The organism is Pontibacter sp. H249, from assembly GCF_037892465.1.
Taxonomy (GTDB): domain Bacteria; phylum Bacteroidota; class Bacteroidia; order Cytophagales; family Hymenobacteraceae; genus Pontibacter.
On the sequence record NZ_JBBKTR010000005.1, the window covers coordinates 38,397 to 62,249 of the forward strand.

At 43.6% G+C, this 23,853-nt stretch carries 19 protein-coding genes; 12 read left to right on the top strand and 7 right to left on the bottom strand.

Annotated elements, in window-relative coordinates; translation table 11 throughout:
- Positions 1-145 precede the first annotated feature (145 nt).
- Positions 146-2,299, top strand: a complete 2,154-nt coding sequence (locus WG943_RS08490; RefSeq protein WP_340408171.1) for a PAS domain S-box protein — start codon at positions 146-148, stop codon at positions 2,297-2,299.
- Between the two features lie 4 nt (positions 2,300-2,303).
- Complete coding sequence (locus WG943_RS08495) at positions 2,304-2,699, top strand: response regulator (RefSeq protein WP_340408173.1); 396 nt, start codon at positions 2,304-2,306, stop codon at positions 2,697-2,699.
- Between the two features lie 39 nt (positions 2,700-2,738).
- Here WG943_RS08495 and WG943_RS08500 read toward each other — a convergent pair whose 3' ends face one another.
- Positions 2,739-3,857: a PAS domain-containing sensor histidine kinase gene (locus WG943_RS08500; protein WP_340408175.1), complete on the bottom strand. Its 1,119-nt coding sequence runs from the start codon at positions 3,855-3,857 to the stop codon at positions 2,739-2,741.
- Between the two features lie 526 nt (positions 3,858-4,383).
- On the opposite strand from WG943_RS08500, the gene WG943_RS08505 reads away from it, so the two are divergent.
- The 5 genes from WG943_RS08505 to WG943_RS08525 are packed head-to-tail and all read left to right on the top strand — an operon-like array spanning position 4,384 to position 8,464.
- Positions 4,384-5,256, top strand: coding sequence for an STAS domain-containing protein (locus WG943_RS08505; protein ID WP_340408177.1), 873 nt, complete (start codon positions 4,384-4,386; stop codon positions 5,254-5,256).
- 6 nt (positions 5,257-5,262) lie between these two features.
- Positions 5,263-5,670: an STAS domain-containing protein gene (locus tag WG943_RS08510; RefSeq protein ID WP_340408179.1), complete on the top strand. Its 408-nt coding sequence runs from the start codon at positions 5,263-5,265 to the stop codon at positions 5,668-5,670.
- Positions 5,663-6,067, top strand: coding sequence for an anti-sigma regulatory factor (locus WG943_RS08515; RefSeq protein WP_340408181.1), 405 nt, complete (start codon positions 5,663-5,665; stop codon positions 6,065-6,067). Before WG943_RS08510 ends, WG943_RS08515 begins: the two co-directional genes overlap by 8 nt.
- Positions 6,057-7,094: a stage II sporulation protein E gene (locus WG943_RS08520; protein WP_340408183.1), complete on the top strand. Its 1,038-nt coding sequence runs from the start codon at positions 6,057-6,059 to the stop codon at positions 7,092-7,094. The genes WG943_RS08515 and WG943_RS08520 overlap by 11 nt, the downstream gene beginning before the upstream one ends.
- Before the next feature lie 5 nt (positions 7,095-7,099).
- The gene (locus WG943_RS08525; RefSeq protein WP_340408185.1) at positions 7,100-8,464 is read left to right on the top strand and encodes a sensor histidine kinase; all 1,365 of its coding nucleotides are present in this window, start codon (positions 7,100-7,102) and stop codon (positions 8,462-8,464) included.
- A gap of 26 nt (positions 8,465-8,490) precedes the next feature.
- On the opposite strand, the gene WG943_RS08530 is transcribed toward WG943_RS08525, so the two are convergent.
- Positions 8,491-8,922 carry a response regulator gene (locus tag WG943_RS08530; protein ID WP_340408187.1) on the bottom strand — a complete coding sequence of 144 codons (432 nt, stop codon included), beginning with the start codon at positions 8,920-8,922 and terminating at the stop codon, positions 8,491-8,493.
- A 527-nt stretch (positions 8,923-9,449) separates the two neighbouring features.
- On the opposite strand from WG943_RS08530, the gene WG943_RS08535 reads away from it, so the two are divergent.
- Positions 9,450-9,746, top strand: a complete 297-nt coding sequence (locus tag WG943_RS08535; RefSeq protein WP_340408189.1) for a hypothetical protein — start codon at positions 9,450-9,452, stop codon at positions 9,744-9,746.
- A 61-nt stretch (positions 9,747-9,807) separates the two neighbouring features.
- Here the strand turns inward: WG943_RS08535 and paaN are convergent, their stop codons facing one another.
- Positions 9,808-11,484, bottom strand: a complete 1,677-nt coding sequence (gene paaN / locus WG943_RS08540) for a phenylacetic acid degradation protein PaaN (protein WP_340408190.1) — start codon at positions 11,482-11,484, stop codon at positions 9,808-9,810.
- A 190-nt stretch (positions 11,485-11,674) separates the two neighbouring features.
- On the opposite strand from paaN, the gene WG943_RS08545 reads away from it, so the two are divergent.
- On the top strand, positions 11,675-15,001 hold the full coding sequence (locus WG943_RS08545; protein WP_340408192.1) for a S8 family serine peptidase: 3,327 nt from the start codon (positions 11,675-11,677) through the stop codon (positions 14,999-15,001).
- Positions 15,002-15,086: 85 nt separating this feature from the next.
- Here WG943_RS08545 and WG943_RS08550 read toward each other — a convergent pair whose 3' ends face one another.
- Positions 15,087-17,366, bottom strand: coding sequence for an aconitate hydratase (locus tag WG943_RS08550; protein ID WP_340408194.1), 2,280 nt, complete (start codon positions 17,364-17,366; stop codon positions 15,087-15,089).
- Positions 17,367-17,535: 169 nt separating this feature from the next.
- Between WG943_RS08550 and WG943_RS08555 the strand changes: the two genes are divergently transcribed.
- A complete protein-coding gene (locus tag WG943_RS08555; RefSeq protein WP_340408196.1) occupies positions 17,536-18,804 on the top strand; it encodes a peroxiredoxin family protein in 1,269 nt (422 codons plus the stop codon).
- 102 nt (positions 18,805-18,906) lie between these two features.
- On the opposite strand, the gene WG943_RS08560 is transcribed toward WG943_RS08555, so the two are convergent.
- The gene (locus WG943_RS08560; protein ID WP_340408198.1) at positions 18,907-19,542 is read right to left on the bottom strand and encodes a class I SAM-dependent methyltransferase; all 636 of its coding nucleotides are present in this window, start codon (positions 19,540-19,542) and stop codon (positions 18,907-18,909) included.
- A gap of 371 nt (positions 19,543-19,913) precedes the next feature.
- Positions 19,914-20,891 carry a polyprenyl synthetase family protein gene (locus WG943_RS08565; RefSeq protein ID WP_340408200.1) on the bottom strand — a complete coding sequence of 326 codons (978 nt, stop codon included), beginning with the start codon at positions 20,889-20,891 and terminating at the stop codon, positions 19,914-19,916.
- Between the two features lie 266 nt (positions 20,892-21,157).
- Here WG943_RS08565 and WG943_RS08570 point away from each other — a divergent pair, with 266 nt between their 5' ends.
- Both WG943_RS08570 and folK read left to right on the top strand, forming a co-directional pair.
- The gene (locus WG943_RS08570) at positions 21,158-22,003 is read left to right on the top strand and encodes an alpha/beta hydrolase family protein (RefSeq protein WP_340408202.1); all 846 of its coding nucleotides are present in this window, start codon (positions 21,158-21,160) and stop codon (positions 22,001-22,003) included.
- A complete protein-coding gene (gene folK, locus WG943_RS08575; protein WP_340408204.1) occupies positions 21,996-22,490 on the top strand; it encodes a 2-amino-4-hydroxy-6-hydroxymethyldihydropteridine diphosphokinase in 495 nt (164 codons plus the stop codon). Before WG943_RS08570 ends, folK begins: the two co-directional genes overlap by 8 nt.
- A 212-nt stretch (positions 22,491-22,702) precedes the next feature.
- Here the strand turns inward: folK and WG943_RS08580 are convergent, their stop codons facing one another.
- Positions 22,703-23,851 (bottom strand): efflux RND transporter periplasmic adaptor subunit, encoded by a 1,149-nt coding sequence (locus WG943_RS08580; RefSeq protein ID WP_340408205.1) that lies wholly within the window; start codon positions 23,849-23,851, stop codon positions 22,703-22,705.
- Positions 23,852-23,853 lie beyond the last annotated feature (2 nt).

Below are 23,853 nucleotides of genomic sequence, written 5' to 3' on the forward strand. Positions count from 1 at the left end.
CTAGCTTTACTACTAATACATTTTTTAAGAATTTATACATACTGATTTAAAGCTTAAATCAATTCTATAGATGTTGCAACACTAAAAATATATTTCAAGTGAATTAAAAGTTATTTCACTTCTGCACCTTTACACTAACCGAGCTATGGACATCGCTGCAAAAATACTTAAATACTCACCTGATATGTACTGCTGCATAAACAGACAAGGGTACATTGTAAAAGTAAGCGATGCTTGTAAAAACTTATTAGGCTATGCACCTCAGGAGTTAGAAGGGAAGGTATATATTGATTTTGTAGCCCCTGAAAGCAGGAAAACCAGTAGACTTGAAGCCAAGAAGGTACTGCAAGGGCACCAAAGCAATGGTTTTGAAAACATTTATATCTGCAAAAACGGCAACCCGGTCTCGCTTAGATGGACAGCACAGTGGGTTGAAGAAGAACAGTTAATGTTTTGTTCGGCACGTAATGCAACTGCACTTGTAAAAGCACGGCAGAAGGCAAACGATAATTACCAGCGTTATAGGGCATTATTTGATAATAATCCGGATGTGGTGTTTCTGGAGGATCTAAATGGAAAAATAACAGAAGTTAACCATGCATTCTGCAATACTTTTGCGCTAGCAAAAGAAGAGGTAATTGGTAAAGTAGCCGCCACCTTTTTATCCCCGGAAATGGCTGTTATTAACCAAAAATCTTTTGAGGCCGCCCTCAAAGGCAACACACTAAGGTTTGATCTATGCTGTCAGGCTACAGAAAAAGGCTTAATAACATTTGATGTAGTTAAATTTCCGGTTGTTGCACAGGGGCAAATACAAGGCGTACAGACTATAGCTAAAGACATTACTCCCATTGTACGCTCTTTCGAAACAATTACCAAGCAGGCACAAAAGCTCAACACTATTTTTGAAAGCATAACCGATGCCTTAATTATGCTGGATAAAGACTGGAAGATTGTTCTGATTAACAGCACCGCCGAAAGTATACTTTGCCTTAACCGTAAGGCAAACCTTGGTAAAGATATAAGAGAAGTATACCCGCCGCACAAGTTTGAGCATTTTTACAGCCACTATACATATGCTATGGCTACAGGTAAGACTGTGCATTTTAAAGCATTCTTTCAGGAAAAAAGCATGTGGATGGAAATAAAAGCTTTCCCTTCCAGAGAAGGTTTATCCATATACTTTAACGATGCAACCGAAAAGGTAAAAGCGCAGCAGGAATTAGAAAGACTCTCTTTGGTAGCCAGCAGAACCGATAATGGTGTAGTTATTACTGATGCCGCTGGCAACACAGAGTGGATAAACGAAGGTTTTACTCAATTAACAGGTTATACTTTGCCAGAGATGCAGGGTAAGAAACCAGGTGCGCTTCTTCAGGGGCCGGAAACCAATAAGCAAACGTTAAAGCTTATCCGCAAAAAGCTAAAACAAGGGATATACTTCAACTCTACTCTTTTAAACTATACCAAGGCTGGTCAAAAAGTATGGATCTCAATGGATATTACTCCAATCCGGAACGAAGACGAACGCATTGTACAATATGTATCCATTCAGCGCGACATAACTTATAAAAAGGAGGCGGAGGAAAAGCAACTCCAAATGACACAAGACCTCTACAGGCAGAACAGAGATCTTCAGCAGTTTACCTATATCGTGTCTCATAATTTACGAGCTCCTGTGGCCAATGCGCTAGGCCTGTCCTTGTACCTCAATAAGGTAAACAAAGACTCCCCTACTTTTGATCGGGCCCTTACATACTTGCATAAAAGCATAACTCAACTGGATGCGGTGCTTAAAGACATCAATACTATTTTATCTGTGCGGGAGAGCCAGGATGTGCTGACTAGTGAGCAGGTAGTTTTAAAAGATACTTTTATGCAAGCCTGCACTCATCTACAGGAGGTCTTACAGAGCTGCAATGCGCAAATTGAGGTAGATATTCCCGATAAGCTTAAATTTAACGCCAACCATACTTCCTTATTCAGCATTTTCTACAACCTCTTATCGAATGCTATAAAATTCCGCTCCGAAAAGAGACAATTGCAGGTTCATGTAAGGGTTTATAAAAAACCGAAGGGTTCTACTGTAATCTGTTTTAGAGATAATGGTATAGGATTCGATGTAGTGAAAGCGGGTAACAACGTGTTTAAACTGTATAAAAAATTTCACCATGAAGCCACCTCCGGAAGAGGCTTGGGTCTTTTTTTAGTTAAAACGCATGTAGAAGTAATGGGAGGCAGCATTGATGTAAAAAGCCAAATAAATAAAGGAACCGAGTTTCTGATATACTTACCCTAATATCATGAAAGTATACAATATTGATGATGATCAGATAAGTAATTTTCTGAATGAACGTATTTTAGAGGAAGCAGGGCTAGCATCAGATATCCGGTCATTTCTCTCCGCTGAAGATGTACTAGCTTATATGCAACAGGACTGTGAGGAGAATCTTCCTGACATCATATTTTTGGATCTGAACATGCCCATGATGAACGGCTGGGAATTTCTGGACATACTGATGCAACATAAAAATGTATTAAAAGATAAATGTCACATTTACATCCTTACCTCCTCCCTCGATATTTCAGATACAGCTCGGTCTAAAGAGTACGACCTGGTGTCTGGCTTTATCCACAAACCTCTCAAGCTAGAAGATGTGCAGCTTATACTTTCCGAGATAGAAGACCAGGCAGGATAACTCAACTTTATACTTTTCTCAGCGCAACCAGTTTCTACTTCAGGTTTTGGGCATCTTGATGTAGAAAGCTGTTCCTTTGTTCTCTTCGCTCTCGAACCAGATTCTGCCTTCATGCCACTCTACTATTGTTTTGATAAGAGACATACCCAAACCCGTTGATGGCTCTCCTCTTAAACCTGGCCGCCTGGCACGGGTAAATTTATCAAAAAGCTCATCATGATAGCGCTCTGGTATGCCAATGCCATTGTCACGGATGGTGATTAGAATTCCCTCGTCTTGCTCCTCTATTTCCGTGGCTATTAGCCCATCGTCGTGAGTAAACTTTATCGCATTAGAAATCAAGTTATTTATTACCTGCATAAATTTGTCCTGGTCTATGTAAGCAAACACAGGTTTATTTGGAGTACTAAGCTTGAAGTTTTTATTTATAAGATTTTCACCTGCTTTATACTGTTCTATTATCTCTCCTATTTTTTCAACCAGGTCTACCCTTCTTTTAAACATACCCGCATTGGCAGATTCCAGGAACTCCTGCTGTACAAAATCCCTGATTAACTTAACACTCTGTGCACTGCTTTTTCTTATGATTTGGACCACGTGTTGCACTTCTTTGTTTTCGTATGAACTGGTACTTTCAGAAAGCATTTCAGCCAAGGCTTGTATATTAGCCAAAGGGCCTGCCAGATCATGCGAAAGTATCTCCAGCACAGAATTCTTTTTAGCTGCAAATCTCTCCAGGTTTCTGATGTTGTCCTTTACCTCTGTAATCTCATCCAGTATGCCGGCAATAAACCGGTTGCCTTCTGAATTTTTTATAAGGTGTGGAGTAAGCAATAAAGTTTTCACTTCTTTGTTAGGCAGGATAATACGGCACTCAATATCTTGCTTCAAAATGCCACTCAAAAGCTCATGGTACTCCTTTTCCAGATACTCTCTGTCGTTGGGGTGAATTGTTTTGAAAAGTATAACTGGGTCTGTCAGTACGCTCTCCTTGGTACTTTCCCAGATTTGGTTAAAAGCATCGTTCAAGAAAATAAAAGAAGAAGCCTCAACATCATAAACAAACAGCACCTTATTGGTCTGTCTGATCAGTTTTCCAAAAATTTCATTTACCTTATTTTCATTCATTCTGTGCATCGCCTTATTTGCTAGCTTCATACTAGAATTGGCACTGTAGAGTTATGCGTTCCAGAGCCGGTTAATCTCTTATTCTGCGCCAAGTAATTTATACCTGACCTACGTTACCTGATTAAAGCTATACCAAAAAAATCCTGTAAGGATGTAGTCATTTTAAGCAGCAGAATGTATTAAGATTAATTTTGCTCATACCTTTCGGGATGTAGCGTAGTCTGGTATTACGCCATCATGGGGTGCTGGAGGTCATGGGTTCGAATCCCAATGCTAACACAAGTCTTTTACAGCTGTGTATAGGACTTTTTTAGTTTACAAAGGTTAGGCAAAGCATTGCAGCATTAATTTATTCTACACGCATTTGTGCTCGAGCAGTATACTTCAGCATCTTTTATCAGTTACACCCGTAAAACCGCGTTGCATTTTGATAGTCACTTTACGATCAAAGTACCTTTGTTGATTTTAATTTTCATACCTTTATACCATTCCATTTAAATAGGTAAGTATTTAAAATCATTTTTTTAAACATTCAACCCGTTCATCCTTAGCAAACATGGACATAACATCTGAACTCTTGCAAAAGCAAAAAAACAAAATACTGGAAATCTGGATGCAAAACCAATTAGAGGACAGCGCATTCCGAGATGACCTGATGACAAACGACGAGTTACTAAAGCAATCTGATGAACTTCTGGATGCTTTGGCCCGTGCGGTGAAGTCTGGTAACGTTAATAACATTTTTGCTGCTGAGTTTGATCAGATAACAGAAATACTTGGCGACATTTCTATTACCCGTGCCCGCCAAGGCTTCAGTCCACGCGAAACAGGCATGTATGTGCTTAGCTTGAAAAGAGCCATCAGCACTGTAATGGAAGAAGAACTCCGCGATAAACCGGATGTACTTTACAAAGAGATCAGCACTATCAACAACCTGCTCGACCAGCTTGGTATCGTCACTTTTGAGACTTTTATTAAAGGCCGCGAAGAAGTTATACTTCGCCAGACAGACGAGATAAACGAAATTTCTACACCTGTTATTCGTGTATGGGATGGTATACTTGCTCTGCCAATTATAGGCACACTGGATAGCGCGCGCACGCAAATAGTGATGGAAAACTTGCTGCAGGAAATCGTGAACACTGGCAGCACCATTGCCATACTTGATATCTCTGGAGTACCAGCTGTAGACTCTTTGGTAGCGCAGCACCTGATCAAGACAGTAAGTGCCACTCGCCTGATGGGTGCCGAATGTATTATCAGTGGCATACGTGCCGAGATAGCCCAAACAATCGTACACCTGGGCATCGATCTTTCCAACATCAAAACAAAAGCTAGCCTTGCAAGCGCTTTACAACTGGCATTTAGCATGAGCAGTGTAGAAGTTAGGAAAATTAACAAGAACACAGGCGCTGGCTTAACCAGATAAGTTACAATGGATAGAATTCCGATTTTAAAGATGGGGCATTACCTGCTGGTTACCATACAAGTAGACCTGTATGACCGGCTGGCCCTTAATCTTGAAAATGACCTAATTAGTATGGTAAGTAAAACCGAAGCAAAGGGGGTACTTATCGATATTTCTGCTGTAAGTATAGTAGACTCTTTTATGGGTCGTATCTTAGGCAATATTGCCTCTATGTCGCGCATAATGGATGCCGAAACTGTTGTAGTAGGCATGCAGCCAGCCGTGGCAATTACCCTGGTCGAACTAGGTCTTACCTTACAAGGGGTGCACACAGCACTTAATGTAGAAAGAGGCATGGAGCTGCTGCAAAATATGATTGGTTTGCACAGCTCACCTGAAGACGAGGAGGAAGCACCTGATGATCGTAATGAGTAAAGACACGATGCAGATCGTGCGTGAACAGGATGTAGTACCTTTCCGAAACCGGGTTCGCGAGTTTGCCACCAAAATTGGGATGAGCCTAGTAAACCAGACAAAGTTGATAACGGCTGCCAGTGAGTTGGTTCGTAATATGCTAAAATATGCCAGCGGCGGAAAAGTTATTTTAGAAATTATCAGCAAAAGTGCTCAAACTGGCGTAAGACTAACTTTCGTGGATGAGGGACCCGGTATCAAAGATATCAAACAAGCAATGCAGGACGGTTTTTCTACAGGCAGAAGCCTTGGTTTAGGACTGCCCGGAGCCAAACGGCTTGTAAATGAGTTTGACATCCAGAGTACATCTGGTTCCGGCACCACCGTTACGATCATACACTGGAAGCATGGACGCTAATCACCACATCCGATTTAGTTTACCGGAGAGGAGTTTTGCAAGTATAACCAAACGAGATATTACGAAGCTGGCCGAAAGCTGGGGGTTTTCCCAAGTAGAGGTAGGCAAAATAAACATCGTTATTGCCGAATTGCTGTCAAACCTTGCTAAGTTCTCCGTTAATGGCGGCGAGATACTTATAAAGCCTATTGGCAACCCTATTAATAGTATAGAGATTTTGTGCCTCGACAGAGGCCCAGGCATGAGCGAACCCCTCCGTATGATGGAGGATGGCGTTTCTACCTTCGGATCTATGGGTGAGGGATTGGGTGCAGTAAAAAGACAATCCAGCCTTTTTGACCTATATTCTCTCCCGAACTTCGGCACAGTAATATTAGTGCAAATAAGCAAAAATATTGCCCTCTCTAAGATAATTCCGTCTCCTGCCCGAATAGATATAGGGTATGTAATGGTGCCAAAACCAAACGAAACAATCTGTGGCGATGGCTTTACTTTTACAACCCAACACAACCGAACCGATATACTGGCACTGGATGGCCTTGGGCATGGAGCAAACGCAAACGAGGCTTCGGCATTGGCTATTGCCGCTTTTAAAGAGAACTTAAACTTAGATTCGGCAAACAGGCTACGCGCCATTCATACAGCTATTAAGCGCAGCCGTGGTGCTGTTGGCTTTACAGCGAGTATAGCTAATGGTACCATCGAGTATTGTGGTATCGGAAATATAGCAGGTAAATTGTACTCACAAGAGGCATCTCCGATAGCAGGCTCTCAGTACAAAAACATTATCTCCTATAACGGTATTCTCGGCCATAACATCCCTACTACACTTAACAACCAGCAACTGGAGTGGGTGCGCAACAAAACACTTGTCCTACACTCTGACGGACTTAAAAGCCGCTGGGAACTTACAAAATACCCTAATCTGTTAAGGCATCATCCAACTACCATCGCAGCTGTACTCTACTTGGATCATAGCCGTCACTCCGACGATACATTGGTAGTAGTTTGTAAAGCAAAAATATAGCGCCGATGCCCCGACACATTCTCCGGATAAATTTAAACAACGAGCTGGATATTGTTTTGGCTTATAAAAGAGCTATGCAGCTTTCTGAAAGGCTTGGTGTTGCACTTGCCAACCAAACAAAGTTTGCTACAGCCGTATCCGAGATATGCCGTAACGTAATAGAGTATGTGGGCAACGGAAGCATACAATTTAATTATACTGAAGATAACGGGGTAAACTACCTGGAGGCAATTATTAGCGACAGGGGGCGCGGCATTGGCAACTTAGATCTTATACTTCAGCAAAGCTCACAACTTGGCTATGGTAGTGCACGCGGCAAGGGCATTATCAACTCTAAAAAGCTGGTAGACCAGTTTGATATAGAGTCTGAATTTGAAAGGGGCACCAAAGTTACCTTGCGCCGTAAAGTACCTGCACAAGCCGCACTCGTAACAAAAAACCTGCTGGACCAGTGGGCCATGGAGTTTGAGCAAGAGGCTGATATATCTCCTTATGCAGAGATAAAAAAACAAAATATGCAGCTGCTGGAACTACTGGAGCAACTTCGCATCCGAAACCTGGAGGCAGAGCAGCAGCTACAGGAAATCACGCGGCTTAATTCTAAACTGAGACAATCAAATACCGAGATCAGTGAACTATTAGAAGACCGTGATAAAAAGAACAAACTGCTGCAAAAGATAAACAATAACCTTGATGCATTTGCTCATACAGTATCTCATGATCTGCGCTCACCGCTCCAAAATATTATCGGAATCACGGCAGCTATCGATACTTATATCGACAACAAACACTTAGATGAGGCTAAAAAGCTGTTGCCAATGATGCATGAGCAAACAGTAAAAATGGACCGACTTATTACTGGTATACTTGCTTACTCGCTGGCAGGGCACCACGACCTGCAACGCAGATTTGTTGATACATCCGTACTGCTGCATCAGATTATCGCATCTATCCAGTTACCAGATGCTTTTACCATAGAAGTACAACCAGACTTGCCTAACCTGTTTACTCAGGAAATTTACCTACATCAGGTGTTAAGCAACCTGATAAGCAATGCCGTTAAATACCACGATACCCCGGAGCAGGGCCTTATCAAAGTAAAGTTTGAAAAGCATCCTGACAGAATTCTGTTTTCTGTGGAAGATAATGGCCCAGGCATACCTGCAGAGTACCAACCACACATTTTTGATATGTTTGAACGGGGGCAGTATAATCAGCGCCTCGACAGCACGGGCCTTGGGCTATCTATTGTAAAAAAGATTGTAACGGAGAAGGGTGGGAACGTATGGATAGAGTCTCATGGCCGTGGCACAACGTTCTTGTTTACATGGCCCGTAGAAGACTTGCTTGCAGATAAAGAAGAAAATTAAAAAAGGCTGCGACGCAGCCTTTTTTATTATGCTCTGGAAGCAAAATACTCCTTCATTATTTCGCGTACATCATGCTTGGTTAAAGCTTTTGAGAAATGCTGCTTCACTTTTTTGTAGTTCCTCAACCTTTCCAGATCGTAAAAGCTAGCTGAAGATGTAAGCATTAAGATGATTACCTGATCAGTCATATCCAAACCTTCTTTCTGGTACTCATCCAGGAAAGAAAAGCCATCCATTACAGGCATCTTAATATCCAGGAAAATCAGGTCAGGAGATTTAACACCTTCCGTACCAGCTGCTGCAGCTTTTAAATAATCAATTGCCTCACTTCCGTTTTTCATTACAACAATCTGCTTGGCTACCTGCATTTCATTCAGCAGACGCTCATTCAAGTAATTTGTTGTGGTGTCGTCATCTATCAACATCACCAAATCAAGCGACACGTTGTAATTATCCATTTCTTTTTTCCCTGATCATTTAAAGTTAAAATACAACCAGCATATTATGAACCTATGGCAGCTGTTTAACGCCTGCAAATATCGACTTTTGTTGCTAACATGTCAATTAATACACCAATAATTGCTTACATATTAAAAACCAAACAGTTACACACTCACTCAATGCTTAAAACAAACCTTTTTCTAAAAGGCACAATTAAACAAAGTATAAAATTATACATCGAACTTTGTTTGTTATGCCAAACTATATAGGTAAAACCAATTTCTGGATACTTGGTTCCCTGTTGGCACTATTAGTGGCTTTTAAATTTATAATGGCTTAATGTTATACTTGCACAGAAACTACCGCACGCTAAACGCTGGTCTTTTTGCATTCAGACTAAAATTGATCTGAGAGTTTATGACGAAACACCTCATCTGTATAAAAAGCATCTGGTTCTAGCTATATCCTTTTTTAGCTTTTACCTGTATTTAAAGTATGAACAGCCCTGATGGGCATTTAACTGAGCTAAAGAATTTAATTAACTATGGATACATATCACCTAAACCCTGAACATATGAGAGCTCCTAACCACCTGACGAAGGAGGAAGTGCAGAAGAGCCTCGACGAACTAGACAGCAAGATTAAAACGCTGAGAGGGCGTGTAAATGCTACTACAGCAGATTCTAATCATACTTACCACGAGCACATTGCTGCACTAGAGCGTAAACGCGAATTGATAGCAGAAAAGCTTAACGACTCGGAAGACTCGCAAAGCAAATGGCAAGACTTAAAAAGCGGCTTGGATAACCTGAAGGATGATATCGGCAAACTCTTCAGTTAAAGTATAAAAAAATGCCGCCAGCTACTGCTGGCGGCATTTTTTTATACTTTAATATTTACACTTAACCTGCCACAGGCTCACGGAAACCTACCCAAGTAAAACGCTTAATTACGAACTCAGGGTTAGTGAATGAAGCGTTACCGGCAGGGTTGCCGCCTGTTACGTGGAAATCAGAGAAGCTAGCATTCTGGTTCACAAAAATACCGCCAGTCAGGTTAAACGAAACCGGTGTGCCGGCAAGGCTCATCTCGTCCATTATCTTCTCCTTTACTTCCTGGTCTGTAGTATAGGCACCGCACGAAATAGCACCGTAGTTCATCGCCATTTCTTTGGCCAGTTCAATAGACTGGTTCGTGTCTTTGGTTTTGATCACCAGCATGATTGGGCCAAACAGCTCTCGGCTGTAGCTTTCCTTCTCAGTAGCATCTACTTCGTAAATTACAGGTGTGCAAGTACGTGCATTAGCAAACATTGGGTTAGCAAGTTCGCAAGTGCTTAGTACCTCCTTACCTTTAATAGAGGTAGCGCTTTTAACACGCTCTGAGGTAGCAGGGTTTTGGATAGCTCCTAAAATATGCGGACCAGCTTTTGGGTTGTTTACCAAGCCAGATACTGCATCAGAAATCTTTTTCACTACCTCATCAAATGGAACTGTTTCACCGGCAGCAGTTTTAACGCCTCCCTCCGGGATAAAGAAGTTTTGCGGTGCCGTACACATCTGCCCAGAGTATAAGCTTACAGAAAATGCCAGGTTTTGTGCCACCTTATCCATATCCTCAACAGAGTCGATGATGATGGAGTTAACACCTGTTTTTTCAGTAAATGTAGTTTTGCCTGGCAGGCTCTCTACATAATTACCGAACTCTGTTCCGCCTGTATAGTCAATGAGTTTTACTTTCGGGTTCTCAGCAAGCTCTTTTGTAATCAGGTGGTCATCTGCGTCAACGGCTAATTGGCAGATGTTCGGGTTCAGGCCGTTTTCCTGTAACACCTTCTGCACCTCGGCTACTACAACCGCTATTGGCAACACCGCCTTGGGATGCGGCTTTACAATTATAGGGTTACCAGTTACAAGGCTGGCATACATTCCGGGCACAGTGTTCCAGGTTGGGAAGGTAGAGCAACCAATTACCAGCGCAACACCCTTAGGCACGGCCTTCCAGGTTTTGTTCAGCTTCAGGTTGTACTTACCCATCGGCTTCTCCCACTCCGTAGACTCCGGAAAGCGTGTCTGCTCCTCCAGGCCTGCTGCTATTGCCTCCAAAGCTCTGTCTGCGGCATGTGGGCCAGATGCCTGAAATGACATCATGTAGGCCTGCCCCGTTGTGTGCATAGTAGCATAAGCAATCTCAAAGAAACGCTCCTTCATACGCTCCAGCGACTCTACAAGTATAGCAGCGCGGTCAGCTGGCTTTACCTTACGCCATTGATGAAAAGCTTCCTCAGCTCTGTTTACCAATGTTTCAGGGGCAAAGTACGGGTACTTGATGTTAAGAGGCTGCTGCTCATACGGCGACTCCTCCTGCCCTACCCACTTCTCAGGCTCCTGTTGTAGTAATTCACTAAAGTTAGAGTTCAGATGCGACTTATACTTTTCACGTCCATCTTTGTCAGCGTTTTCGCCGTAAATCTCCGGCGATGGATTCTCTGGATATCGAGCATAAAAGGCTCTCTCATGAAGGGCTTTGATGGCCGTATTTAAAGCATCCTGGTGCTTATTAAGCAAATCAAGTTTCATAGTCTGAATATTATATATAATTATTTTGCTATATCTTTCGACTTTAATTCTGAAAGTTACGTAAAATTATTCATTGGTATGGCGGGATCAACGAATTTCATTTATATCTTTGAGGTTCATTTTTAGCCCCATCTCCCTACTTACTTGTCTATCTTTATTATCTAATACAAAAGCTAAAGCCTTTGATAAAATGTTTACTTCCAACCCGATGCTGAGGCAACTCATATTCATTGCTTCTGCAGCTATACTTCTGTTTTCCTTCAGCTATCAGGTAAAAGCACAGCGCCAGCCAATCGGTTCCGGCACTAAGCCTTATACTTTAGTTTACAAGTTAAAGTACCTACCGCCCAATGCGCGAGTTTCGGATGCCGCTTTAAACAATGCGCTAAAGCAAATCGGAGCCTCAGGCATTGTACAGAAGTTTCCTGAGGCAGCAGCACCAAGTAACGCCAGAAAAGCTACTCCCCCTGAAATTACCAGGATTTATGAGTTAACTTATTCTAAAAGTATAGGTTTCGAAAAAGCCAAAAACCTCATACTTGGTACAGGCATGGTAGAGTATGTAGAACCACTTTATGAACGTGTTCCGTTTCATCAGCCAGACGACCCTGCCGCCGACTCTACCAAAACTACCCAGTATTACTTAAAGTTTATAAATGCCTTTGAAGGCTGGGCTGTGGAAAAAGGAGATACAAACGTGGTAATAGGTGTACTGGATACAGGCTTCAGACTAACGCACGAAGATCTTATTAAACGCGTAAAGCGCAATCACAGCGATCCGGTAGATGGTGTAGACAACGATGGAGACGGATACATAGACAACTACGAAGGTTGGGATTTTGCAGACAGAGACAACAATGTAACTGATAACGCAAGTTATGGCGGCCATGGCACTGGCGTTGCAGGCGTAGCAGGTGCAGCAGCTAATAACGGCAAAGGCCTGGCAGGTGTAGGCTATAATATAAAGTTTATGCCGCTTAAGGTTTTTTCATCTACCGGATTTGGTGGTTTCGGCGGATATGAAGCCATTGTCTATGCCGCTAACAAGGGATGCAGCATCATAAATCTTTCTTGGGGCGGTGAGGGCTTTTCTAAGTATGAGCAAGATGTTATTAATTATGCTGTGCTTGAAAAGAATGTAGTTGTGGTTGCATCCGGCGGTAACACAGCCGGCAATATCAACTTCTACCCCGCATCCTACGAAAATGTACTTTCTGTAGGGGGCACCGATTCGAAAGACGTAAAATACTCCGCCTACTCACACAGTTATTACATAGATATTGCGGCTCCAAGTCGGGGTGTGCACTCTAGCTCAGCTGCATCAGATGCCAGCTATGGTGGCATGAACGGCACTTCCTTTGCTTCACCGATTGTGGCAGCCTGCGCTGCACTTATTCGATCAAAATACCCGGAGCTCAACGCAAGGCAAGTAGTGGAGCGCCTTCGTGTAACAGCCGACGACATATACTTTAAACCAGAGAATAAGCCTTTCACAGAAATGCTCGGCAAGGGCCGTGTTAATTTGAAAAGGGCTCTGAAAGAACAGAATCTGACATCTGTAAGGTGTATGCAGTTTGCAATATCTGATAAATATACTCCCTCTGCAGGTGGTAAGGCAAATATTAAAGCTGATTTTACAAACCTCCTGTCTCCTACTGCAAATCTTGAGGTAACACTTACGTCTCCATCGCCTTACGTTACCATTGATAAAGGCAGCTTATCGCTTGGTGCAATGGGCACTATGGCTACAGTAAACGCAGGTACCGAACCTACTTTTAGCTTTACAGTAGCACAAGATGCTCCAGCTGGACATTCTGTTGTATTTAGGTTGGCACTGAAAGATGGTAATTACGAAGATTATCAAAACTTTGTAATAAAAGTAAATCCTGATTTTTTAACTCTAGATGCGAATAATTTAAAGGTAACCCTGAACAGTAAAGGCAACCTTGGGTATAACGGCTTTAAATTTAACGAAGGAGACGGTGTTACTTTTAAAGGAGGTAGTGCGATGCTTTTTGAAGGCGGCTTACTTGTAGCTGCCTCTGATGCGCGGGTTTCTGATAACCTGCGTTCCAAAATGTGGGAGAACGATGAAGATTTCATAGCTTCCCATATAACGAAGCGCCACCTGAACACACCTTTAGCAGCACAGGAAATACGCCACGTAATGCACGACAACCATAACACGCCTAACGAGCCAAATGTTGGCGTGCAGGTAAAGCAGATTGCATATGCCTGGAACAGTCCCGGCCATCAGGATTATATTGTGCTAGAGTACCATATCCAGAATATTACTTCCGAAACTTTTGCGAACCTTTATACGGGCCTCTTTGCAGATTGGGATATAGGGGAGTACTATCTGAATGCTGCCTCCTGGGATGATGAAGCACAACTTGGCTATGTACACCACATAACTGCTCCCCTGCCATATGCAGGAATCAAATTACTTTCCGATACTGATCCGAGCTACAATGCTATTGACAACATGGGAACTTCGGAAGACCCGTTGATGATAGAAGACGATTTTACATCTGCTGAAAAGTATAAAACGCTGTCAAACGGCATAGCAAAGAAAACAGCAGGCACAGGCACCGGAAACAATGTATCGCATGTGGTTGGCGCCAAGGTAAATGAACTGGCCCCCGGCGAGACACGAATAGTTGCATTTGCAGTACTAGCCGGCGATAACCTGGACGCATTAAAAGCTACTGCCCTAGCAGCTCAGCAAAAGTATAACAGCTTTAGAACAAGTCCGCTTCCGATTGCATTGGCAGATACTACATGTACTGGCACAAGTATAACTTGGTCCCCTAAAGGTGGAAGCCGCTTCAATTTTTACGCCGATCAGCAAAAGGCGGAGAAACTTGGTACAGGAGCATCTTACACGATAGATAACCTTAGCGAGCAGACCGCTATTTATGCAGCCGGCATAGATTCTTTGTTTGAAAGTGCGGCTGTGCCCGGCGTCTTCTCTCTGCCTAAAACACCAGTAGCCAATTTTGAAGTGGAAGAAGACATTTATGTTGGCTCTCCGGTAACATTTATTAACAAAAGTATAAATGCGAAAGGCTGGCGCTGGAATTATGGCAATATAGAGCCTTTCACTGAAAGGGACATGACTTATACTTTTGACCAGCCTGGCAGTTATGAGATCACGCTCACTGTTTCTGATAGATTTAACTGCTCGGAAGTTTCTGTTACAAAAGTTATTGAGGTTAAAGCCGCTAATCCTACTGCGCTACCTGCTATACTCGCAACCGAGCTACAAGTATACCCAAATCCTGCTACTGGCCTGCTTCATATTCAGCTACCCAATAGTTCTACTTCAAAAAGTATAGGTAGTTTACCTGAAATCACCTTTACCGATTTAATGGGCAGAAGTATACACCTCCCTGTACAAGCGGGTGCAGATGCAGCTGTAACAGATATTTCCGGACTTGCTGCAGGTATTTATATAGCACGTATCAGCTTTGGGGGTGTAAGCACAGTAAAACGTATAGTCGTGATGAAACCTTAAGTAAAAGTATAAGATTGCTAAGTTATCAAACAAAAAGGCCTCTCTGTTACCAGAGAGGCCTTTTACATTTATACTTTTTCAGCAACTAGGCGTTAGTAGCCTGCTTTTGCTGTAAACGAATCAAGTTAAGGGCAGAACCCGCCTTGAACCAAGCGATCTGGCCTTCGTTATACGTGTGGTTTACCGTGAAGCTATCCTGGCTACCATCTTTGTGCGTTAACACAACTTTAAGCGGCTGACCTGGTGTGAAGTTCTCCAGACCCAAGATATCGATGGTGTCGTTCTCCTCAATCAGATCATAATCAGCTTTGTTGGCAAACGTAAGTCCCAGCATACCCTGCTTTTTCAGGTTGGTTTCGTGGATACGCGCGAAAGATTTCACGATAACCGCACGAACACCCAGGAAGCGTGGTTCCATGGCAGCATGCTCACGAGAAGAACCCTCACCGTAGTTTTCGTCGCCTACTACTACTGTTCCTATTCCCTGTGCTTTGTAATTACGTGCTGTAGCCGGTACTGCATCGTAGCCACGCGTCATTGAGTTGTATACGCTATTAGCCTCTCCGTTAAAAGCATTAATGGCACCGATCAACATGTTGTTAGAGATGTTGTCCAGGTGGCCACGGTACTTCAACCACGGACCAGCCATAGAGATATGGTCAGTAGTACACTTGCCTTGTGCTTTGATCAGAAGCTTCAACCCTTTTAGGTCTGTGCCTTCCCATGGCTTAAAGCCCTCCAGCAACTGCAAACGGTCAGACTTCGGATCAACAACAACCTCAACACTGCTTCCATCTTCTGCAGGTGCAATGTAACCAGCATCCTCTACTGCAAAGCCTTTAACTGGCAATTCAATACCTTTTGGCTCGTCCAGTTTCACCTGCTGACCGTCTTTGTTTGTTAACGTGTCTGTAAGCGGGTTAAAGGTTAAGTCACCGGCAATAGCGAAAGCTGTTACGATCTCTGGCGATGCCACAAACGCGTGTGTGTTCGGGTTGCCGTCGTTACGCTTTGCGAAGTTACGGTTGAATGATGTGATGATAGAGTTCTTACGAGTAGGATCGTCTGTGTGGCGTGCCCACTGGCCGATGCACGGACCGCAAGCATTAGCCAATACAACACCACCCATTTGTGCGAATGTATCTAACAAACCATCGCGGGCTGTAGTATAGCGTACCAGTTCAGAACCAGGTGTGATGGTAAACTCTGCTTTCGCATCCAGATTTTTCTCTACCGCCTGCGCAGCAATAGACGCAGAACGAGTGATATCCTCGTAAGAAGAGTTAGTACATGATCCGATCAAACCTACCTCTAATTTAGCTGGCCAGTTGTGCTCTTTTACAACAGCAGCAAACTGAGAAATTGGCCATGCAGCATCCGGCGTAAATGGTCCGTTTACGTGTGGCTCCAGTGTATTAAGGTCGATCTCGATCAGTTGGTCGTAGAAAGAAGCCGGATCAGCGTATACTTCGTCGTCGGCACGTAGCAGGTGCGCTACTTCGTCTGCCATTTGTACTACTTCTTCGCGCTTGGTAGCGTTTAGGTAAGCACGCATGCTGTTGTCGTAAGCAAATACCGAAGTAGTTGCACCGATCTCAGCACCCATGTTACAGATAGTACCTTTACCTGTACAAGACATAGACTCAGCACCTTCGCCGAAGTACTCCACGATAGCACCTGTACCACCTTTTACGGTAAGTATGCCAGCTACTTTCAGGATAACATCTTTTGGAGAAGTCCAGCCGCTCATTTTACCTGTCAGCTTCACCCCGATTACTTTCGGGAATTTAAGCTCCCAAGGCATACCGGCCATCACGTCTACGGCATCAGCGCCACCAACACCAATCGCTACCATACCCAAACCACCTGCGTTAGGTGTGTGGGAGTCAGTACCGATCATCATACCGCCCGGGAAAGCGTAATTTTCAAGTACTACCTGGTGGATAATACCTGCACCTGGCTTCCAGAAGCCGATGCCATACTTATTTGATACAGAAGCAAGGAAATCATAAACCTCTTTGTTCTCGCTGTACGCGTCCTGCAAGTCAGCATCTGCGCCAACACGTGCCTGTATAAGGTGGTCGCAATGTACAGTAGAAGGTACAGCTACCTTTGCTTTACCAGCTTGCATGAACTGAAGCAAGGCCATCTGTGCCGTAGCATCCTGCATCGCTACCCTATCCGGAGCAAAGTCTACGTAAGACTTTCCACGCTCAAAACCCTGCTGCGCCGAACCATTGTAAAGGTGTGCGTACAAGATCTTCTCTGTTAGGGTAAGCGGACGACCTACTACCTGGCGGGCAGCAGATACACGCTCTTCCATGCCGGCATAAACTGCCTTGATCATTTCTAAATCAAATGCCATAGTTTTGCTATTCTTAACGTTTTTAATTCTTCTATTTGAAGTTTACAAATGTACAAATCAATGGGGTTCAGAACAACATTCGTCAGGATGAATATACCGTGTGTCTAATCTTTAACAGTTGTACCCGGTAATTGTAGTTTTTACTAGACCTATGCCCTAACTTTGCTGTATGAACAGATACCTATTTAATACCCCTGCCAGGCTAATTTTGTTTTTGGCGTTGGCATTAACTCAAGTTATAACTTCTTGTAATTCTTCTACATCAGAAGAAAATAGTTTACAAACTGGCACCTGGCGTGTTGGCCTGCAGCGTACTGATGGTGTTGAAATACCTTTTATAATGGAAGCTGAGGCAAAAAACGGCACAACCGTTTTATACTTAGTGAATGGTGAAGAGCGCATTCTTGTAGACGATATAAAACAGGAAGGAGACTCTTTAAAAATCCGGCTGCACATTTTTGACGCAGACTTAATTGCTAAAGTTAATGGCGACAAAATGGCTGGCCGTTTTGTACGCAACGACTTGGATGACCGCTACTCCCTACCCTTTACAGCTGAACTTGGCAATAATACCCGTTTTAAGGCAAACCCTGCTCCTGCTACTTTTAAGTTTGATGGGAAATGGGAGGTTGTCTTTACAGATCAGGATGGCAAGAGCTATGATGCCATTGGTGTGTTTGAAGAAGAAGGAAATGATGTAACCGGCACCTTTCTGACAGAAACAGGCGATTATCGCTATCTGGAGGGCCAGATTGAGGGAAATGAACTAAAACTGTCTACTTTTGATGGTAACCACGCTTACCTTTTTACTGCTAAACCAGCTAATGACAGCACTCTGAAAGGCGACTTTTACTCTGGTATGAATGGTTACGAAAGCTGGACCGCTAAACGCAATCCCGATGCCCAATTGGCGAGCGCAGATACACTTACTTACCTAAAACCCGGCTTTGAAACGCTGAACTTTACCTTCCCGAACCTAGAAGGCAAGCCTGTTTCGCTTTCTGATGACAAGTATAAAAATAAAGTGGTGATCGTGCAGTTGCTCGGCTCCTGGTGCCCTAACTGTATGGACGAAACTAAATTTCTAGCGCCATACTTTGCTGAGAACAAAGACCGCGGCTTAGAGATTATAGGCTTAGGCTTTGAGAGAGCACAAGGATACGAAAATGCCGTACCTAGACTGAAGAAAATGCAGGAGCGTTTTGATATACAGTACGACCTACTTTACGCTGGTTCAGCTGATAAAGAGGCGGCTGCCAAAGCACTTCCTGCCCTGAACCACGTACTCTCTTTCCCGACTACAATCTTTATTGGCCGCGACGGTAAAGTACGTAAAATTCACACTGGCTTCTCTGGCCCAGGCACTGGCAAGTACTACGAAGAGTGGGTTGCTGATTTTAATAAAACTATGGAGCAGCTGCTGGCGGAGAAGAATTAATTGATGATTGTTTGTTGCTGATTGTTGATCGGCACAAGTATAAAAAAGGCCGCTACTGATGAAGTAGCGGCCTTTTTGTTTTGCACAAGTATGCAACTGAAGTTATGCTACACTTTCTACAGGCTTCCTCAACCGCACTAATCTAAACGTACCACCTAAAGCAGCAGGCTCATTTAATTCTATTTGCAGAGAAGTATGGCTGGCAATATTTCCAATGCTGCGATTGATGTCGGAAAAGAGTGTACTGGCAATCTGATTAAAGAAGCGGCGAAGTATAGACGGCCTCTGACCGTCAGGTAAAAACTTATCGAACACCATGGCGGTGCCACCTGGCTTTAGTACCCGCTCCACTTCTTTTATACAAGCCACTGGGTCTGGAACTACGGCAAGTATAAGATGAAGTATAACCGCATCGAAACTATTGCCTTCAAACTCCAGCTGTTGGCCGTTCATTACCTGTGCGTTAACCGGAATTCGCAACTCATCTGCCCTCTCTTTCAGCTTTTTAATCATGCCCGGTGTGATGTCGATAGCAGTAAGGTTGGTATAATCTTGCAGGTAAGGTAAATCCAAACCAGTGCCGGCGCCAAGTATAAGTATGGCATCATCAGGCTTGGCAGACAGCAGTTCTACAGAGCGTTTTCTATACTTCCTGAAAATACGATCGGCAATAAGATCGTAGATGGGCAAATATAAAGTATACCGCAGGCGGTTCCAGGTGTTGGTATTCAGGCTCATGTTTCATAGGTTTATTTTGCAGCACAAAACTAGCTACTTCACCAGTTAACGCTATTGCAAAATTTTGGCTGTTTGTTGCAGAATTATAACCACAGATTAATAGGATTTTATTCAGTTCTGGGATACTAATAAAGCAGGTTAAATAGACTGAGCAATTTCTGTTTGATATTGATTTAGATGAATCCGGAATGCTTAATAACATTGCATAACTCACGGTGTATTTAAAGTATGCGAACGTCTAACGATACGAAGCAACAACCTTTCCAGCCCAGACGCTAGCAGGACCTTCGAAAGCTGCGAGGTCTTTAAAATTTTATAGAATCCAGATTACTCGAAGAAATCCTATTAGTTTTATCCCAAAAATCCGCGATCTATTTTTCCCGCTCTATAGTATAGGCAATAAGGTGCTCCAGGGATTGGCGCGATGGGGAATCTGGGAAAGTATGAAGTATGGCCAAGGCTTCAGCGTGGTAACGGTTCATTACCTCAATGGTGTACTCAATGCCGCCGGTGCTTTTAACAAAATCAATTACCTGCTGCACGCGCTTGTTGTCGCCGTTGTTATTCTTCACGTTATAGATAACACGTCGCTTCGTGAACCAATCAGCTCCACGCAAAGCGTGTATCAGCGGCAGGGTCATCTTCTTTTCTTTGATGTCGATGCCAACAGGCTTACCGATCTCGGCGGTGCCGTAATCAAACAGGTCGTCTTTGATCTGGAAGGCAATGCCTACTTTCTCGCCGAACAAACGCGCTTTCTCAATATCCTCTTTACAGGCACCAGCCGATGCTGCACCCACTGCACAACAAGAGGCAATAAGCGAGGCAGTTTTCTGACGAATAATATCAAAATATACTTCTTCTGTTATATCCAGGCGGCGGGCTTTCTCTATTTGCAGCAACTCCCCTTCGCTCATCTCCTTCACTGCATTTGATACGATCTTGAGCAGTTCGTAATCATCATTTTGCAACGACAAAAGAAGCCCTTTAGAAAGCAGGTAATCTCCTACCAGCACGGCAATTTTATTTTTCCAAAGGGCATTTACAGAGAAAAAACCCCTGCGGTAATTGGCATCATCTACTACGTCATCGTGCACCAGTGTTGCCGTGTGCAGCAACTCTATTAGTGCAGCTCCGCGATAAGTGGGTTCATCAATGGTTTCGTGGAAGAGCTTAGCCGTAAAAAATACGAACATGGGGCGCATCTGCTTGCCTTTGCGCTTCACAATGTAGCTCATAATCCGATCAAGAAGCAAAACCCTCGTTTTCATTGAGGCTCTAAACTTCTTCTCGAACAGCTCCATTTCAGGCGCGATGGGCGCTTGTATTTCCTTTAGGCCGATGCTCATGTGTTAAGATTGCAATATTACTGCCTCTGTGGGTGCTTTCCAAACGTGTGTTAGCAAAACAATGATTAATTGTTAAATTGCTGAATTCTTAAAATGTTTGGTAACATGCTGCAACTCTAAAAGGGCTACATGTTCTCCTCCACTTAAGCTATCTGTATTTAATTAAAAAGTTTGCTTGAACTGGAGTATCTAAAGCCGGTAGTAACAAGTATAGCACATCAACCAGAAACAACAGATTAGCAATCAACAATTAAACAGTTTTGAAAATGAAAGTTGATTTTGTAGTATACCCTGAGCACCAACGTGCTTTTACAGCCGATGCATCTTTTAAAGAAGACGGTAAGAAAAAACCGATAGTGATATTTACACACGGCTTTAAAGGCTTTAAAGATTGGGGACACTGGAACCAGTTGGCGCGATACTTTGAAGACCTCGGCTTTGTGTTTATAAAGTTTAACTTCTCATACAACGGCACTTCTGTTGAGGAATATTCAGACCTCCACGACATGGAAGCTTTTGGGCAAAACAATTTCAGTTTGGAGCTCGATGACATGCAGGCTCTGATAGACCTACTGCACGACACGAATGGACCGCTAAACCAGAAAGAGCTAGATTTGAACAGAATTTACCTGGTGGGCCATAGCCGTGGCGGTGGTGCTGTTATACTTAAAGCCGCCGAAGAACCGCGTGTTAAAGCCGTTGTAACCTGGGCCGCTGTAAGCCGCTACGACAACCGCTGGGAAGAGCTGCATATGGAGCACTGGAAGCAGGAAGGCGTGCAGTGGGTACAGAATTTCCGAACCGGCCAAAAGATGCCCTTGTACTACCAGATTGTAGAAGACTTCGAAAAAAACCGCCACCGCCTCGACATCCCGAAGGTAATTTTAAATATGCACCAGCCGCTGCTGCTCATTCACGGTGAGGAAGACGAAACGCTGCCAATTCAAATGGCCCGCGACCTGAAAAGCTGGAAAAAGGACGCGCACCTGGTATTATTGCCGCAAGCCGATCACTCTTTTGGCGGAAAGCACCCTTACGAGGAGGAGGAATTACCAGAGGCCACAAAAGTAGCCGCAGATCTTACTATAGACTTTTTCAGGAAACATGCCTAAAGTATACTTACTACTTGGCGGCAACCTAGGCAACCGCACTTTATACCTGCAGCAAGCCCGCGAAAGTATAAATCATCGCGTGGGTATTATAGCCCAATCTTCCAAAGTATACGAAACAGCTGCCTGGGGCAAAACCGACCAGCCCACTTTTCTTAACCAAGTGCTGGAGGTAGAAACCATACTTAGCCCGGAAGAGGCGCTGCAAAGTATAAATGCTATTGAGCAGGAACTAGGGCGGGTAAGGCTGGAACACTGGGGTGCCCGTGTGATTGACATCGATATACTTTTTTATGATGATCTGGTACAGCAAACGCAGCGCCTTACTATACCGCACCCCCAGCTACACTTACGTCGCTTTACTTTGATGCCGCTTACTGAGATTGCGCCTAACTTAGTGCACCCAGTTTTAGGTAAAAGTACAACTGTGCTGCTGGAAAATTGCCCTGACGAGTTGGAAGTGAAAGTATATGAAAAGGCCGCTGAGTGAGAAAGACTGTTTTTTTATCAAATTAATTACAGCCAGAGACTTTTTATTTATGGTATTTGCCTTGGCTTGAAAGCATTTCTATAAGCATCAATCATACTTTAAAAAAACCAAACTTCATTAAAATCAGTATGAAGATTAGGTTAGATAATTGGAAATAGTCCGCTTGAGCCTTCTTGCGGACTATTTCTCTTTTATCGGATTTAAAGGTTCTTTCACTCCTCTTCTTCTGTGTTAGCTTGCATGGCCAACAGGTTGTGCGCCCCCTTCAGCACTATGCTTTCAGACATTTTATAAGTATCCGGCAGCTGCACTTCAGTCATTTCTTTATTCTTAACACCGGTTTCTATTTTAACTCGCCTAAACTCACCTTCGCCGGATTTAACATACATGTATGACTTGCCCTCGAACTGCACTATAGCAGATTCTGGTAATGCTGTTACGCTTCGCTGAGCAGTTTCTACGGTTGCTGTCACAAACATTCCAGGCATCAGTTTGGCATCTTTTTGCTCCAGGTGGGCGTGTACCGGAATCACTTTTGAATCTTCTACGCTCCTACCTACCAGCTCAATTTTTGCAGTTCTTTCCTGCGAGTCGTTGGCTAGGTGGTACGTAATCTTTTGGCCCGTACTCAGCAAGCTCACATCCTTTTCATAAGCATTTAACTCCAGGTGCAGGTCGTCGGTATTAACCAGTTCAAACAGCACATCATTGGAGTTCACCATTCTGCCAACATTGGCATTCACGTTCTGTACAAAGCCATTTATCGGAGAAAGTATACTTATACTTCTGCTGATATTGGAGCTGCTTAGCCTGTCTGGGTTAATGTTGATCATGAGCAGCTTTTGCCTTAAAGCAGCCTGGCTGTTGCGGAGCATCTGCATCTCGGCCTGTACCTGCTGAAAGTTTTTAAGGGCGCTTACCTTCTCCTCTGTCAGCTCCTTCTGGCGGTTATACTCCAGCTGGGCATACTCAATTTTTGCTTTTGTATCGAGGTAATCCTGCTGCAGCTGTATGTAGTCGGGGTGCTCCATAGTTGCCAGCACCTGCCCTTTTTTCACGCGCGTACCCGGCAGCAGATTGGTATTTTTAAGGAAACCACCATAGGGTACCGAAACATGTACCATACCAGCCGGTGGCACATCCACCTGTCCGGACAAACGCAGGGTGGCACCCATAGACAGTTCCTGGGCCTTACCCAATACCACACCAGTGTTTTGCAATTGCTGCGCTGTAAGCACAACCAGCTCAGGATTTATTGCCGCTGCCTTTTCGGCTGTTTGGTTTACATCTTTTGTAGCCGGCTCAGAGCAGGCACTAAGCAGCAGTACACCTGCTACAAGTATAAATTTATAGTTGTTCATGG